Consider the following 2,535-nt stretch of genomic DNA (forward strand, 5'->3'; position numbering starts at 1 on the left):
AGCCGGCCAGCACATGCTGGCCCCGCGCGTCGAAGCGAGCGTGCGGCAGGAACTGGCTGTGAAGAAGCACGAAAGCGTGCTGGAAATCGGCGCTGGGTCGGGTTATATGGCAGCGCTGCTCGCGCACCGCGCGCAGCATGTGCTGACGGTGGATATCGAACCGGAAATCGCTGAACTGGCCAAGGCCAATCTGGCTGCCAACGGTGTCCTGAATGCGGAAGTCGCGACCGGCGACGCGTCGCGCGGCTGGCCAGCAGCGGCGCCGTACGATGTGATCTGCGTATCGGGCGGCCTGCCGGTCCTGCCGCAGGAGATCCTCGAGCATCTGAAGATTAACGGCCGTCTGGCTGTGTTCGTCGGCACCGCACCGGTCATGAAGGCACAGATCATCACGCGCATCGACGAAAAGCAATATCGCATCGCCGATGTGTTCGAGACGTATATCGAGCCGCTGATCAACGCCGTGCAGCCGCCGCGCTTCAAGTTCTAAGGACCGTCTGCTGATGCAAAACCTGACCGCTCCCGCTCTGGCCGAATGGCTTGCCGATCAATCACGCCCCGCGCCCGTGCTGCTCGACGTGCGCGAGCCGTGGGAAATCCAGACGGCGTCGATCGCCGGTGCCGTGTCGATCCCCATGCGCGAGATTCCGGCGCGCAGCGAAGAACTCGACGACGACGCGCAGATCGTCTGTGTGTGCCACCACGGCGCACGTAGCGCGCAGGTCGCGATGTTCCTCGAATCGCGCGGGCATAAAAACGTGTTCAATCTGCAAGGCGGGATTGACGCGTGGTCCCGCCAGGTTGATCCGGCGGTGCCGACGTATTGATTCGAAGGTGGGTTCGCTGACATTGTCATGAGCCCACGCAGCAGGAAGGTACGAAGCCATCGTATCTGTGAGCCACCCATGCGGTGGCTTTTTTTCGTCCATTTCACGAGTCGCTGGCCCGTAGCGATATTTCACGTTCCACATTAGGAATGTTTCCGCCGGCCCGGCGTGCTCGTTGAAGGCAACATGCTCCGACCTAATTTCCGGAGCAGTCTAATGAGATTCGCAAAGATCGCGCTGGCGGCAGCGACGCTGTTGCCGCTCACCTCCCACGCCGTGCTCGGGGGCGCCCCCGCTGCAGGGTCATCCGCTCCCATGTCGCTGCGCGCCACCCAGCAAGCGGCATCGTCCACTGCGTCCGCTTCATCCGCTTCGACATCTACGCCGATCTACTCCACCGCTGCGTATTCGGTGTACGAATCGCACGACGCCGACGGCATCGCCGTGCGCGAGTATGTGCTGCCCAACAACGTCGTCTTCGCAGTCACCTGGCAAGGCCCGGTGCGACCCGACATGAATGCCCTGCTTGGCAGCTACTTCCCTAACTTCGTCTCCGCAGGCGAAGAACGCCTGCGCGGTACAGGCGCGCTGATCCAACACAACGGCGAGCTTCAGATCGAGTCGGCGGGCCGACCAGGACATTTCTTCGGCACAGCCTACCTTCCTCGCCTCATGCCTGCCGATCTCCGCGCAAACAACCTGCAGTAATGCGCCGCCTTCCCGGAACACCATCAAAATGAAGACCTTCAGCCATACCCTCGGCATCGCGCTACTGGGCGTCAGCGTAGTCCTCTCCGCATGCGGCGGTGGGGGCTCCGGAACCGGCACCACGAATAGCGGCATCAACTGGCCATCCTCAGCAAGCTGGCCGGTTACGCCCACGCCCCCATCCCCGTCCCCGCCCGTCGACGCGAGCAACTCGGTGCCGATCGTCGTCGATCCCTCGATGGGCAGCGTCAACCAACCGTCCGTAACGGTCACACTGTGCCCGGCCGGCGCCTCCAACAACAGCCAGTGCGTGACGGTGAAGAATATGCTGGTCGACACCGGCTCGGTCGGCGTGCGGGTTGCCAGCAGCGCACTGAGCCCCGCGCTGGCAGCGCAGTTGCTGACGCAAGTCGCGTGCGACCGACGATAAAGTCGGATCGGCGCCGATCGTTCAATGTGCGCTATTCGCTTCCGGTTTCACATGGGGGCCCATCAAGCGCGCCGACGTCACCTTGGGCAGCAAGAAGGCGAGCAACATCCCGATCCAGATAATCGGCGACGGCGGATATACCACGCCCGACCACTGCGTCTCCCGTGGCGGCCCAGACCTCGGTTCGCTCCTCGGCGCCAACGGCACCCGTGCCTTCAACGGCATCGTGGGCATCGGCCATTCCGTGCGCGACAGCTCGCTTGCGGCAAAATCGGTGATCCCGGCGGGTTACTACTATTGCCCGACTACGAACTCGTGTACCGGCACGCGCGTGCCCCTCGCCAAGCAGGTCATGAACCCGGTCGCGGGTTTTGCTACCAATAACAACGGCACCGTCATCCGTCTGCCCGCATTGCCCGCGGGAGGACAGGTCAGCGTGACGGGACAACTGATATTCGGCGTCGGCACGCAGTCGAACAATGCGTTGCCAACCAACGCGAACATCTTGCAAGTGGATGGCAACGGCTTTTTTACGACCCAGTATCAAGGCCGCGCGATCATCAACAGCGC

The 2,535-nt window shown here is 62.9% G+C and carries 5 protein-coding genes; all 5 read left to right on the plus strand.

Annotation, left to right across the window (positions count from 1 at the left end):
• Positions 1 to 490: protein-L-isoaspartate O-methyltransferase (locus tag M0954_RS27540; RefSeq protein ID WP_297356653.1), on the plus strand; the 490-nt coding region annotated here is incomplete at its 5' end.
• Positions 491 to 503: 13 nt separating this feature from the next.
• Complete coding sequence (locus M0954_RS27545; protein WP_074265535.1) at positions 504 to 827, plus strand: rhodanese-like domain-containing protein; 324 nt, start codon at positions 504 to 506, stop codon at positions 825 to 827.
• Between the two features lie 216 nt (positions 828 to 1,043).
• Entirely contained in the window at positions 1,044 to 1,535 is a 492-nt protein-coding gene (locus M0954_RS27550; protein WP_297356655.1) for a DUF2844 domain-containing protein, read from the plus strand.
• 28 nt (positions 1,536 to 1,563) lie between these two features.
• Positions 1,564 to 1,965: a DUF3443 family protein gene (locus M0954_RS27555; protein ID WP_297356657.1), complete on the plus strand. Its 402-nt coding sequence runs from the start codon at positions 1,564 to 1,566 to the stop codon at positions 1,963 to 1,965.
• Positions 1,966 to 2,026: 61 nt separating this feature from the next.
• On the plus strand, positions 2,027 to 2,535 hold a 509-nt coding region (locus tag M0954_RS27560), incomplete at its 3' end, for a DUF3443 family protein (protein ID WP_367279540.1).

It is taken from the genome of Paraburkholderia sp. (assembly GCF_026225065.1).
Lineage (GTDB): Bacteria > Pseudomonadota > Gammaproteobacteria > Burkholderiales > Burkholderiaceae > Paraburkholderia.